Genomic DNA, 12,481 nt, shown 5'->3' on the forward strand with positions numbered 1-12,481 from the left:
AAGAAGTGCCAAGGGTGCCGGCCGTTGGCTCCCTCGCCCCGCGCGCGGGGAGAGGGTGGGGTGAGGGGGAGTCTCCACGGGGGAGGCGAGAGTTGCACTCGCGGAGAGTCCCTCTCACCCGGAATCCGCGCTTGGCGCGCGCATTCCGGCTTCTCCCGCAAGCGGGGAGAGGCGAAGAAAACGCTACACCGCCACCTGCTCGCCGAGATACGCCACCGCAGCCTCGAGGCCGCGCTTGCCGTGCGGGATCTTCAGCGCGTTGAGGCCGACTTCGATGACGCCGAGCGTGCCGAGCAGCATCGGCGCGTTGACATGGCCCATGTGAGCGATGCGGAAGGCTTGTCCCGAGAGATCGCCGATGCCGGTGCCGAGCACGACGCCGCACTTTTCCTTGCAATAGCGCTGCAGCACCGCGGGATCGTGGCCACTGGTCATGGTTACCGTGGTCACGGTGTTGGAGCGCTCATGCGGCTCGGCAACGTTGAAGCCGAGCACCTGGCCCTCCGACCATGCGCCGACCGCGCGGCGCGTGGCCTCGCCGAGCAAAGCGTGGCGGCGGAACGCGTTCTCCAGGCCTTCCTCGTGCAGGAGGTCGAGCGCCTGGCGCAGCGCGAACAACAGATGCACCGGTGCTGTGCCGGCATATTTGCGATAATGCTCGGCGCCTTCGCGCTCGCTCCAGCTCCAATAGGGCGTCGCCATGTTCGCGCTCCTGTGCGCGTCCAGCGCGCGCTCGTTGGCGGAGACGAAGCCGAGGCCGGGCGGTGTCATCAGGCCCTTCTGCGAGCCGGACATGGCGACGTCGACACCCCATTTGTCCATCTCGAACGGTATGCAGCCGAGCGAAGCCACGGTGTCGACCATGTAGAGCGCGGGATGATTGGCCGCCTTGATCGCCTTGCCGATCGCCTCGATGTCGTTCTGCACGCCCGAGGCCGTGTCGATCTGGACGACGACGACGGCCTTGATCCTGTGCTCGGTGTCGCGGCGCAGCCGCTCCTCGACTTCATGCGGTCGTACCGCGCGGCGCCAGTCGCCCTTGAGCACCTCGACCTCGGCGCCCATCAGCGACGCCGCATTGCCCCAGCCGATCGCGAAGCGACCGCTCTCCAGCACCAGCACCTTGTCGCCGCGCGACAGCACGTTGCTCAGCGCCGCTTCCCAGGCGCCATGGCCGTTGGCGATGTAGATGTAGGATTTTCCCTTGGTCGCAAACAGTTTCGAGATGTCCCGGAGCAGGCTCTCGGTCAGGTCGGTCATCTGCTTGGAGTAGATGTCGATCCCGGGACGATGCATCGCCTGCAGCACCGCGTCGGGCATCGTGGTGGGCCCGGGGATGGCCAGAAATTCCCGGCCCGCGCGAACGGTCATTGTTATCTTCCTTGTGCCGTGAAGACGGTCTGGTGGGTCGCTGATCTACTCTTCTACGCGGCGGAAAGGCCCGAGCAAAGCGTTCAAAACGCAGGTCTGGGGCGGCTTTTTGCTTTGAGCATGGTCTTTTCGCAAAAACCGCGTCACACTGTTCCGGACACTGCTCTATCGCTTGGTCTCGCGGCAGCCGGCGGCTTCCGCCTCCTCGACCGAGCAGAACCAGCGGGTGCCCTTGCTGATCTTCATCTTGATCTGGGCGTACCAGCGGCTGGTCGGGGTGTGATAGATGCACTCACCCGATGTATTGACGTTGCCCTTGATGGTGCAGTCAGGCGAGGGCGCAACCGGTCCGGAGGCCGAGGCGAGCAGCACCGCATGAGCGCCGTCGGGCGGCTTGGTGGCGCCGAGAATCACCGTCTTCTTGTTGCGCACGCGCCAGTCCCAGGGCGCGATGAAGGCGCCCTGCCACATCCCGGCTTTGGCCTCACGCGCGGCAGCTTCGTCCGCCTCGTAGTCCTTCGAGAGGCGGGTATAGGCCAGCGCCCATCCGTTGCGTACCAGCCATTTCTGGATGTCCTCGCCGCCGACCTCGCAGCGCGCCACGGTGCGGCCGCGGCGGTCGATGGAGCGGGCATGGCAGACCCAGTTTTTGCCGTCGCTGTATTTGGCGAGCTCGTCGCGCGCGGCGACGCCGCAGGTCCAGCGCTCGCTCTTGGTGTTGAGGCAGAGCTGGTCGACCGAGGGCGCGTCGATGCCGCCGAGCCGGATCCGCGTATTGCCGATCAGGACGGAATCACCCTCGCGGACCTTCGCGGTGCCGCTGATGTCGGCCGCCTGCGCCATCGACGGCAAGCTGAGCAAAGACAGCGCAATCAGGAATTTTCGCAACATGCCGGTCCGCGCGTGATGAAAATCTCGATAGAGCCCGCAATTGTGGTCGGCTTTGGGCCTCTCGACCAGCATATGCCGAACGGAGAGGGCTTCAACTTCCCGTCATTGCGGTCTTGCTTTACCCTCCCCCTCCAGGGAGTAAGAGCAAAGCCTCACCCCCGCGCCATCGCCCGCTTCGCCACTGCCAGCCCCATCAGCACGAATGCCGACGTCACCTCGGGACCGCCGACCAGGATCCGCGTCGGGGTCTTCATCTTGTTCCATTCATAGGCGCGGAACGGGCCGCGGCGGCCGCCTTCGCCGATGGCATCGACGATCACGTTCAGGGCCGGGGCGAAGGCGCGCGGATCGGCGCCGAGATGGCCAAGCGCAATCAGCGCCAGCGCGGCGTCGAACACGTTCATCTCCGCGGCCATCAGCTCGACCTTGACGTAGGAGAGTACGCGATGGCGGATGAAGTCGAAATCGCCGTTCGGATCGATCGCGGCCTGCGCCGCCGGCGGCAGTGCCAGGAAGGCCGCATAGCAGCGGCCGAAATAGGCGCTGTAGAGTTCCGGCAGATAATAGATGTGCGAGCGCGGATTGGCGAAGGCGCCGCTCGCCGCCAGCCGCTTCTGGAAGCCGATGATCCGATGCACGGTCGCAAGTCGCGCAGGCGTCTCCAGGATCTTCCAGCGCGCCAGATTGCGAAAGCTCACCTCGAGAATGTCGAGATTGAGCGTCGGATCGAGATCATTGCCGTAGGGGCGCTCGCCCCTGACATTGTCGATCCAGGTGGCGACGCCGCCCTCGTAGTCGATGTTGTCGTTGAGCGGCACCGTCACGCGCGCCTCGTTGACGCCTGATAGCACCTGGTAGCCCGCGTAGAAATCCAGCAGCGGCTGGTCGATGATCTCATCGGTGCAGCCGGCCTGCGTCGCCGCCGAGATCGAGCACGCCGTGGTGTCGCAGTCAGGCACATAGACGCCGAAGCCGAGGTCCTGCTTGATCTGCGCGAAATAGCGGGAGAAGCGCGGATGCGGCGCGGGCGCCAGCGCCGTGATGACGTTGAAGCGCTGGCCGTTGCTGCCCTCGACCTCCTCACGGCTGATGTTGACGCAGAAATCGACCATGTCGGCGATCGCGCGCTCGGCCGCGATCCTGTCCGTGGGCGAGGCGAGCCCGGTTTCGACATAGCTCAACAGTGCCTCGATGAAGAACGCATCATAATAGGCCGAGCGGTGGCGGATCTGCACCGGTTCCCACATCGGCTCGGCGATCCCTCGCCAGGGCGGATTGATCACGGCGCGAGCGGGCGAACGCGCGATGAAGACGCGGGCGAGGTTGAACAGCATCGATGAATTCTTGTAGCCGCGCGCATTCAACCCGGTGAGCGCCATGATCAGCTCGCGCCCGCGGAAATCAGCATCGCCGATCAGGTTGAAGGCGGCATAGGTCGGCAGAAAGCCGTTTTTGCCGAATGAGACGAGCAGATGCTGCGCGCAATCGCGGATCGCGCCGTCGATCTGTGCCGTCGTCGGCATCGCGCCGACGAACATGGCCGGCGGCGGCTTGGGGTGGTCGAGCGTGATGGTGTCCACGAGTTCGGCAATGGGCCGGCCGACCGCGGCCCAATCGGGTTCGGCATCGTCGCGGGCGCGGGCGAGTGCCTCGCGCAGCCGGGTCAGCTTCGCCTCGTCGCGCAGTTCGCTCACGCCGGCACGGCGCAGCAGCAGGCGCAAAGCGGGATTGCCGAGCGCGGTCTTGTAGAATTTTGCCAAATGCGGATCGCCGCCGGCTTGGCCCGACAGGACGGGATCGCAGACATCATAAAGGGAGGGGCCGTCTTTTCGTGCCGTCAGCGCTCGGCACGCGGCGCCTGCGAAATAATGGAGGCTCATGAAATACCTGGTCGCGGGGAACTGGGAGGCCAGGTCGACGACTGCCCCCTGCAAGTCTTTGAAAAAGCTACCCGGATTCGCGGGAAATTCAAATGTGACCGATGTCACGTAAATCTCGGGCACAAAAGCTGCATTTCCGCTTCCGGAAGGTGACGGAGGAACCCTGGAGGCGGATTCCAGGAAGCAAAATTCTCGTAATAGATTCAGAGGCTTAGATCTAATTCGGCATGGTCTATTGCCGAGGCGGCGATCTCAGGTTAAGGCTTTATTTGGTGCGCTGCCGCAAATTGCGCGCAATTCGGGGGCACACCCCCGGCCAATCCCTCAAACCTAAAGACGCCATCGCGCTACTCAAGCAGTGCGCGCGCGCTTGGCCGGTCTTTGGCACTGACAGGAATGAAGCGAGATGAATGTAAGGCAGCTCGACATTTCCCGACGCTCGATTGCGCTCGCCGCGGCCCTCGTCGGCACGGTGTCGCTGGCGATCGGCGCCCATGCTGCCCTCAACATGCGCGCGCTCGACGCCGCCAAGGCCGTTTCGACGGACCAGGTCACGGGTTCGGTGGGCGAGACCTCGCGTCTCGCGCTCGTGATCGGCAATGGGCATTATCCCGACGCCAGCGCGCCGCTGACGCAGTCGATCAACGATGCACGCGCGCTGTCCTCCAGCCTGCGCAAGAACGGCTTTGACGTCGACATGGTGGAAGACGCGAGCAAGGACGACATGGTCCGCGCCGTCAACCGCCTGAAGTCCCGTATCAAGCACGACACCACCGTCATGCTGTTCTTCGGCGGCTATGGCGTGCAGGCCGGCCGCGAGAGCTACATGCTGCCTGTGGACGCCGTGATCTGGAAGGAAAGCGACGTGCGCCGTCAGGGCGTCTCGATCGAGGGCGTGCTCGAGATGATGAAGGAGCAGGGTGCCAAGGCCAAGCTCGTCGTCGTCGATGCCTCGCGCCGCAATCCCTACGAGCGCCGCTTCCGTTCTTACAGCCACGGTCTCGCGCCGATCGGTACGCCCGACAATGCGCTGATCCTGACGTCCGCCTCGCCCGGCAAGGTCGTGGACGACGGCAAGGGTGAGCACTCGACGCTGGTCAGCGAGCTCCTCGCCAACCTCGCGACGCAGGGCAGCGCCGAGAGCGTCTTCAACAAGACCCGCCTCGCCATCTCCCGCGCCTCCGAAGGCGATCAGGTCCCGACCGTTTCCTCCTCGCTGCTCGAGGACGTGCATTTCGATCAGGCCGGCGGGTAGTCTTTTCGCAGGGCTCGCAGGTGGATTAGCGAAGCGTAGTCCACCGCTTCTCTCTCGGCTCGGAAAGCAAATCGGTGGATTACGCCTTCGGCTGATCCACCCTACGGCATGCGTGCTTGGGCCACGACTGTCTCTCCATCGTCGTTGCGCGCGCAATGACGGGTGTGGTGAAAATCTACTTCGCCGCTTCCGCGGCCATCACCGGGCGCACCGGATCGCCTTCGCGCAAGAGCGCGCCGGCGCGAGCGACGACGATGTCGCCTTCGTTGAGGCCGTCGCGAACCTCGATATTGCCGCCCGACATCAATCCGGTCTCGACGCGCTTGGTCTCGACCCGGTTGCGGCGGATCACCTGCACCACGGTGCCCGCGGATGTATATTGCACCGACGTCAACGGCACCGCGACGTTGCAGCTCTGGCCGGTCTTGATCAGCGCGCGCCCGCTCGCGTTGATCAGCAGCCTCCGCTGCGGGGCGATGCCGATATAGACCATGCCCTGCTGGATGTTCGGCTCGACGGTCGGACCGATGCGGCGCACCTTGCCATCGATATCGCCGGCCCCGGCAATGCGCACGGTGACAGGCTGATTGACCGCGAGCTTCCTGATGTCGTTGGTCGCAACGAGCCCGACGAGGTCGTATTCGCTGCGCGCCACGATCGTGAACAGCGCCTCGCCCCTGGCCGAGGCAGGCGCGCCGATCTGTGCGGTGGAGGTGGCGACGACGCCGGCCACGGGCGCGGTGACCTGGAGCGTGCCGCCTTCGGGCAGCGCCAGCCGCGCCAGCACCTGGCCGGCCGTCGTGGTCTCGCCCGCGTCGGCCAGCACCTCCGTCACCTTCAGGCCGGGACGCTCGGGCCGTACGGAGGTTTCCTCGCGCGCCATGATCGAGCCGGTCGCCTCGACGATGTCGGAGAAGCAGGACTTGGCCGCTTTCAGCACCGTGACCGCCGGCCCTTTTGGCGCGTCGTCATCAGCCGCGCGGGCGGGCAGGGCGGAGATCAGCGCCAGTCCGGCGAGAGCTGCGAAGGTCTGGGACAGGGAACGCGCAGGCAATGAACGCATCGGTCATTCCGGTTGGCTGCAAGGCTCTCAGCGATATGGCCCGATCGATAGCAGAAGCGATGGCGGCGGGCCATGGGCTGACCGGGTGAGAATGCCGCAGCGCAGGCGGCGCCATGCCGCCTGTTGGCTTTGTCGCTGCATAAGCAAAGAGGTTCGCTGCTTCCTTACCCGTCCCCTCCAGGGGAGGGTAAGAAAGAGCCCTCACTTCAGCGTCGCAAACTCCACCCAGTTCGGCCTCTTGCCGGTGGGGTAGGATTTCAGCTTGCTGAGCGCGCCGCTGGCCTGGTCGATGGCGTAGACGGTCATGCCGTCGGAGAGCTCGCCGACCGCGGCGAGATAGTGGCCGGTGGGATCGATGTTGAAGCCGCGGGGCTGTTTCTCGGTCGGCACGCTCCCGATCGTCGTCAGCTTGCCGCTCGATGCATCGACCTCGTAGGCGGTCAGCGTGTTGCTGGTGCGTTCGGAGGCGTAGAGAAAGCGGCCGTCAGGGGTGACGTGAATGTCGGCGGCCCAAGGTTTTCCTGAAAAAGCTTCCGGGAGGGCCGTGGTGCGCTGGATCTCGCTCCAGGCTCCGCTCTCGGCCTCATAGCTGTAGGCCGCGACGTCGCCGTTCAGCTCGTGGATGAGATAGACGAACTTGCCGTTGGGGTGGAACACGAAGTGCCGCGGCCCGGATTTTTCCGGCGCCCTGATCGCCGGCAGATCGCCCGGCGTCAGCGTGCCCGCGGCGGCGTCGAACGCAAAGCTCAGCACCTGGTCCGAACCGAGATTGGTCGCGAACACGAAGCGGTTGTCGGGCGAGGGCAGGAAGGCGTGCGCGTTCAACCCGGTCGGGATCACCTGCTTCGGCTCGGCGACGACGCCGTTGGCGGCAAGCGGATTCAGTGCGACCTTGTTGCCGCCATAGGAGGCGCTGAACAGCACCTTGCCGGTGCGATCGGTTGCGATGTTGGCCATGCTGTCGGCGAGCGGCCCGTTGCCGATCGGGCTGAGGAGACCGGTCGTGGGATCGATCGCAAAGCTCACGGCGACGAACGGCTGCGCGCGGACGCCGGCGATCAGCACGCGATGGTCGGGCGTGATGGCAAGTGGTGTCGAGGAGCCGGGCTTCTCGACGCCGGTGAAGGCGGCCGTCTGCACCGGGGTCATCTCGCCGTTCCCGGCAAGCTTGAACACGCTGATGCTGTTGCTGTCGGCATTGCCGACATAGGCGAAGGTTTCGGCCATGCCGGCACGGACTCCGGAAACGAGGGCAAGAATGGTGACAAGAGAGGTGACAACAGAGGTGACAAGAGCGGTGAAGGGCGTGTTGGCGATCACCGCGCGGCGTGTCGGTCTGATCAAGGGCGTCCTCCTGCCGGTACGGCCAGTCGTTTTGCGGCAGGATAGCGGCTCGTAATCCCTTGCACCAAATTTCAGATGAGATCGATCGATGCCGAAATTGTATCGGTCCGCTGCTGCGCTAGCGCACCGACGCCGTCAGGTCGCGCGAGGGCAGATGCGGGCCGGCCTCATGGTCGGGCGGCCCGAGCACCGTCCATATGGCGACGGCGAGCAAGGCCGAGGTCAGGATGGTCCAGGCCACGAGTTGCTTCGTCATGAGGCCAAATCCGTCCGTCCAAGGTTCGACGCGTCCAGTGCGCCAACTATCGTGCACCGCAAAAAGGTGGCGCCGATATGAACTCGTTCACAGCCGAACGGCGCTCCGGTAAATTACGAATCCAAATGACGAACGATTGCCGGCCGCGTGCATTGACCCGGCATGCCCCGCGAAAACGATCTCGAAGGCAAACCCGATATGGGCGGTAAGCACGGCGGACAGTCCGGCCAGCCCAAGCCGCCACCGCGTCCGCGCGAAGGCGCTGGGGATGAAGACGTCGTGGCAAAACGCCGCGCCGGTGAAACCGATCGGAAGGTCGCGCCGACCAAGACAAGAGATCGCTAGGCTTTCGCCTGCAGGGAACGGCAGCCTCTTCCCGCCGTTGCCAAGGGTCTCGCGGGCGAGGACGACAATCGGAGGCCGGCAAAAGGAGGCTGGCAAAAGGAGGCTGGCAAGTGTTTTGGATTTATTGGGACACCGCCTGGTCGCTCATCATCAGCGGCATCATGTTCGCCACCATCATCGCGCATCCGGACGCCGAGTTCGTCGAGGTTCACCCCATCAGGCGTTCGAAGTGAACCTGATGACTTGAACGTCGCGCCCCCGACCGGTGCAAATCGGGCTCCGCCCCGCGCCTCCTGCGGGCCGATGGGCATGTGGTGAACCAAATCTTAGGGGCAAGCCGGTACTTTCCTGCATCCTTATCCGATTCAGAGACCCGGCGCTCCCATGGCATCGTTCGGCAATCCCTCCATTCGTTCCGTTCTCGGCGCCATCATCGGCGTCCTCGGCCTGTTCCTCGTCGGGCAGCTCTCGACCGGCCTGTTCGGTGCCATCGAGCGCAACAGCGCGGCGCAAAAGGTCGAGCGCTACGCCGGGACTGACCAGCAGCTTTTCACGGCGCTGCTCGGCTTCAGGATCGAGCGCGGCACCTTCCTGTCGGCGCTGGTTGCCGAAGAGCCTGCCAATGCCGCTGCCGATGAGCGGATCGCTGCCAACCGGCAACTGTCCGAAGCTGCCTACAAGATCGTGCTCGAACGCCTCGACGGCGTGTCCGATTCCCGCCTTGCCGGCCTGCTGGGCAAGTTCGTTGCGCTCCATGACGCGCTGTTGCCGCTGCGAACCAAGGCCGAAGCCCTGATCCACCAGCCGAAGGCGGCGCGCGACACCAGGGCGGCCGACGAGTTCAGGAAAACGGCGCAGGACTATCTCGACTCCATACTCGACTTGACCACTGCCCTCGAGAACGCGCTCAAGCTCACGGACCCCGTGGTCGATCATCTCCTCGGCGTGAAGCAGTCCGCCTGGGCCGCGCGCAATTTCGGCGGCCTCATCGCGATCCGTCTCGAGGCCGCGGGTGCTGCCGCAAAGCCCTGGACCGCCGCCGACATTGTCGGGGCGGCCGAGGACGGCGGTCGTGCCAAGCAGGCCTGGAGCCAAGTGCAGGATGCCGCAAGCCGCACTGACGCGCCTGCGAGCCTCACCGACGTGGTCGCGCGTTCGAAGCAGGGCGACGCCGTCGCCATGGTCGAACGCCAGCAGGGACTCATCAAGGCGCTGAGCAACAACCAGACCATCGAGATCAAGGGCGTGGAGCTTGCCAAGCTCAACACCGCCATTCTCAATTTTTACGTCGAGGCTGGTCAGGCGGCGCTGGCCGAGATGGTCGCCCGTGCCGGGCAGCAGAAGACGGCTGCGATATGGAGCCTCGTCTTCAACGGTGCGATGATGCTGGTCGCGCTCGCCATCACGGTGTTCGGCTTCATCCTGGTTCAGAGCCGCGTCTCTACGCCGATCCGCAAGCTGACGCAGGCGATGCGCAAGCTCGCCGAGCGCGACTATGCGATCGAGCTGGCAGGCATCGAGCGCGGCGACGAGATCGGCGAAATGTCGCGTGCCGTGTCGGTGTTCAAGGAGAACATGATCACGGGCGACCGCCTCGGCGAAGAAAGGGCTGCCGAGCAGGCCAAGAAGGAGCGGCGCCAGTTCGCCATCGATCGGCTGATCGAGCAGTTCGAAAAGACCGTCACGGAATCGCTGCACACGCTGGCGTCGGCGTCGGGCGAGCTGAATGCCACGGCGCAGTCGATGTCCTCGACCGCCGAGCAGGGCTCGTCCAAGGCGGCCTCGGTCGCGAGCCTGTCGGGCGATGCCTCCTCGAACGTTCAGACGGTTGCGGCGGCAACGGAAGAGCTCTCGGCCTCGATCAGCGAGATCAGCCGGCAGGTCGCGGAATCCTCCAGCATCGCCGGCGCTGCCGCCAGCGAAGCCGATCGCACCAACGCCGAGGTGCAGGCGCTGGCCGACGCCGCCCAGCGCATCGGCGACGTCGTCGCGTTGATCACGGGCATTGCCGAGCAGACCAATCTGCTCGCGCTCAATGCCACCATCGAGGCGGCGCGCGCAGGTGACGCCGGACGCGGTTTTGCGGTGGTCGCTTCCGAAGTGAAGAATCTCGCCACGCAGACCGCGAAGGCGACCGAAGAGATCACCGGCCAGGTCGCCGCGATCCAGGGCGCGACCAAATCCTCGGTCACTGCGATCCAGTCGATCGGCACCACCATCCAGCGCGTCAACGAGATCGCAGCCGCGATTGCGGCTGCCGTCGAGGAGCAGGGCGCGGCGACGCGCGAGATCGCGCGCAACGTGCAGCAGGCCTCGCAGGGCACCAACGAGGTCTCGCGGCACATCTCCGGCGTGTCCCAGGCCGCCGGGCAGACCGGTGCGGCCGCCGGCGAGGTGCTCGACTCCGCCAAGATGCTGGCGCGCCTGTCCGACGATCTCAAGCGCGACGTCGACCGCTTCGTCGGCGATCTCCGGGCGGCGTAGCGCAGCTCCGGTCTCGTCCCGGGACGCTACGCGGCACGAAGCGGTGCGCCATCGGGTCGTTGCCGCCCCGTCAGGTGGACTTTGTCGTCGCCGCCGCGATCTCCGCCGCGAAGTCGCGGTAGGAGCGCAGCGGACGACCGAGGATAGTGGTCAACCGCTCGACGTCGCCGGCGTCGGGGATCATGCCGTGGGTGACGTAACGCTCGGCCATCAGGCGCATCTCGTAGGCCGTCCATTTCGGCATGAAGCTCGCCATGTTCTGTTCGAACCCGCTCGGATCGTCGCCGCCATAGACGACCGGGCGCCCCAGGAGATCAGACCAGATCTTCGCCACGTCAGGTCCGGTCAACGTGTCGGGCCCGACCAGGTTGATGGTCTCGACCGGAAGCTTTTCCGGCGCCCGGTCGCGACGGATCAGTTCGATCGCAGCGACCTCGGCGATGTCGCGCGCGTCGACCATGGCGACGCCCTTGCTGCCGATCGGCATGGGATAGACGCCGTGATTGAGGATCACGTCCTTGATCATGAGCTCGTTGTCGATGAAATAGCTCGGGCGCAGGATGGTGGCGCTGAACCCCATCTGCGCCAGCATGCGCTCGGCGCCCGATTTCACGGCGAAGTGCGGCACGTTCACGGCCGCGTCGGCGTCGAACACCGACAGATAGACCACCCGTTCGACACCGGCCTCGCGGGCGATGTTCAGCGTGATGATCGCCTGCGTGAATTCGTCGCCGGTCACGGCGTTGAGCAGGAACAGCGTCCTCACGCCGTCGAACGCCGCGCGCGACGAGTCGATGTCGAGAAGGTCGCCCTTGGCGACATCGACGCCTGAGGGCACGTCGGCCTTCGCGGGATCACGGGTCAGCACGCGCACCTTGGCGCCGCGCTCGACGAGTTGCCGGACAACGTGGCGGCCGACGCGGCCGGTGGCGCCTGCTACGAGGATGGTCATGGGATCGCTCCTTGCTGGGGTTAGAAGACACCCCGCAAATTAGTGATCCGAATTAGAGCCGATAGACGCTATTTTTAGACCGTGTGTCTCACAGATGGAACAGACTGCCTGCGCTTGCTGGCTTCATCGGGCGCCCGGCGCGGAGGGTCGGTCAGGCCGCATGGGGCTGTGCAGCCGGCAGCATGCGGCTGAAGCCGATTCGTTGCTCCGGTCTTCTCAGGTCATGCTGCCGGGCATGAAGCAGCGGATGTTGGCGCGGCCGTTGACGTAATAGGGCCAGACGATGGTGCGGCCGATGCGGTTCGGTTCGGTGATGACGGTGTCGTCGGGCACGTCGATCCAGTCACACCCATGATCCTCACGCGATAGTGTCCACCGCGCGTCTCCCAATCGACGTCGTCGAGCGCCGTGCCGTCCGCATCCGCGCAGCAGGGCCCGCCACCCTTGCTGTGCAGGCTCTCGAACCAGCCCTTGAGGGGGGAGTTCGCAAAGCGGCCGTCGTCGCGCGCCTGCGCGGCAAAGCCGATCAATGCGGCGGCCGCTATGAGTGGAATCATCCTGGAAGTCACGATCGCCATGTCGCCTCGCTTGATGTGCACGCGCGCAACCGATCGCAGGTGGCAAGTCGCCCGCGTTGTGC

At 65.3% G+C, this 12,481-nt stretch carries 10 protein-coding genes and 1 pseudogene; 3 read left to right on the forward strand and 8 right to left on the reverse strand.

All coding sequences use genetic code 11. The features are described 5' to 3' along the window. Window positions 1–183 precede the first annotated feature (183 nt). The 3 genes from ACVWZ4_RS13080 to ACVWZ4_RS13090 all read right to left on the reverse strand — a co-directional run bounded on the left by ACVWZ4_RS13080 (window position 184) and on the right by ACVWZ4_RS13090 (window position 4,142). Window positions 184–1,371 (reverse strand): pyridoxal-phosphate-dependent aminotransferase family protein, encoded by a 1,188-nt coding sequence (locus ACVWZ4_RS13080; RefSeq protein WP_456700247.1) that lies wholly within the window; start codon window positions 1,369–1,371, stop codon window positions 184–186. Between the two features lie 165 nt (window positions 1,372–1,536). Then, window positions 1,537–2,262 (reverse strand): thermonuclease family protein, encoded by a 726-nt coding sequence (locus tag ACVWZ4_RS13085; protein ID WP_456700246.1) that lies wholly within the window; start codon window positions 2,260–2,262, stop codon window positions 1,537–1,539. A 152-nt stretch (window positions 2,263–2,414) separates the two neighbouring features. Further along, entirely contained in the window at window positions 2,415–4,142 is a 1,728-nt protein-coding gene (locus ACVWZ4_RS13090) for a hypothetical protein (protein WP_456700245.1), read from the reverse strand. Between the two features lie 406 nt (window positions 4,143–4,548). Here ACVWZ4_RS13090 and ACVWZ4_RS13095 point away from each other — a divergent pair, with 406 nt between their 5' ends. Then, window positions 4,549–5,397: a caspase family protein gene (locus ACVWZ4_RS13095; RefSeq protein WP_456700244.1), complete on the forward strand. Its 849-nt coding sequence runs from the start codon at window positions 4,549–4,551 to the stop codon at window positions 5,395–5,397. Window positions 5,398–5,572: 175 nt separating this feature from the next. On the opposite strand, the gene ACVWZ4_RS13100 is transcribed toward ACVWZ4_RS13095, so the two are convergent. The 3 genes from ACVWZ4_RS13100 to ACVWZ4_RS13110 form a co-directional block, all read right to left on the reverse strand. Then, window positions 5,573–6,460: an efflux RND transporter periplasmic adaptor subunit gene (locus ACVWZ4_RS13100; protein WP_456700243.1), complete on the reverse strand. Its 888-nt coding sequence runs from the start codon at window positions 6,458–6,460 to the stop codon at window positions 5,573–5,575. A gap of 201 nt (window positions 6,461–6,661) precedes the next feature. Then, complete coding sequence (locus tag ACVWZ4_RS13105; RefSeq protein WP_456790503.1) at window positions 6,662–7,720, reverse strand: lactonase family protein; 1,059 nt, start codon at window positions 7,718–7,720, stop codon at window positions 6,662–6,664. A 202-nt stretch (window positions 7,721–7,922) separates the two neighbouring features. Continuing rightward, on the reverse strand, window positions 7,923–8,060 hold the full coding sequence (locus ACVWZ4_RS13110; RefSeq protein ID WP_456700241.1) for a hypothetical protein: 138 nt from the start codon (window positions 8,058–8,060) through the stop codon (window positions 7,923–7,925). 455 nt (window positions 8,061–8,515) lie between these two features. On the opposite strand from ACVWZ4_RS13110, the gene ACVWZ4_RS13115 reads away from it, so the two are divergent. Further along, a complete protein-coding gene (locus ACVWZ4_RS13115) occupies window positions 8,516–8,638 on the forward strand; it encodes a hypothetical protein (RefSeq protein WP_456700240.1) in 123 nt (40 codons plus the stop codon). Window positions 8,639–8,789: 151 nt separating this feature from the next. Beyond that, complete coding sequence (locus tag ACVWZ4_RS13120; protein ID WP_456740441.1) at window positions 8,790–10,889, forward strand: methyl-accepting chemotaxis protein; 2,100 nt, start codon at window positions 8,790–8,792, stop codon at window positions 10,887–10,889. 70 nt (window positions 10,890–10,959) lie between these two features. Here ACVWZ4_RS13120 and ACVWZ4_RS13125 read toward each other — a convergent pair whose 3' ends face one another. Together ACVWZ4_RS13125 and ACVWZ4_RS13130 are read right to left on the reverse strand one after the other, a co-directional pair. Further along, the gene (locus ACVWZ4_RS13125) at window positions 10,960–11,841 is read right to left on the reverse strand and encodes an SDR family oxidoreductase (protein ID WP_456740442.1); all 882 of its coding nucleotides are present in this window, start codon (window positions 11,839–11,841) and stop codon (window positions 10,960–10,962) included. A gap of 216 nt (window positions 11,842–12,057) precedes the next feature. Further along, window positions 12,058–12,419, reverse strand: a pseudogene (locus tag ACVWZ4_RS13130) (hypothetical protein). Window positions 12,420–12,481 lie beyond the last annotated feature (62 nt).

The sequence above is a fragment of the Bradyrhizobium sp. USDA 4472 genome, from assembly GCF_054058595.1.